The organism is Salifodinibacter halophilus, from assembly GCA_012999515.1.
GTDB lineage: Bacteria > Pseudomonadota > Gammaproteobacteria > Nevskiales > Salinisphaeraceae > Salifodinibacter > Salifodinibacter halophilus.
In genome coordinates, this window is sequence record JABEEB010000074.1 from 1 (window position 1) to 341 (window position 341).

1 protein-coding gene is annotated in these 341 nt (G+C 68.9%); it reads right to left on the reverse strand.

Annotation, left to right across the window (positions count from 1 at the left end):
* Window positions 1-341 (reverse strand): Zn-dependent hydrolase (locus tag HKX41_10745; protein ID NNC24607.1); only part of this gene is annotated, 341 nt, incomplete at both ends.

A 341-nucleotide genomic window follows, 5' to 3' on the forward strand; every position in this document is an offset into this window, starting at 1 on the left:
ACCGACGGGGCGAACAGGAGCACGGCATCGGTGACGCTGGCAACATTTGCAGTATCGTGCATCGCCGCGGAATGCATCCGTTCGGCGTCGATATCCTCGGCCGCGGCGGCGGCGTGCGCGGCGGCGACACAGTCGTCGGCCATTCGACTCGGGCGCTGGTCGCGGTAGCGGTCGAACTCCGTCTCGACCGGGTGGGCGGCTTCGACTCCGTCGAGCGCCGCGTCGGCCCGCTCGGCGATGGCGTCCATCGCGCGGGAGTCAACGTCGCGGATGTCCATCTGCAGGCTGACTTCTCCCGGGACGATGTTGCGCGCGTTCGGGGTCACGTCGAACTGCCCGAT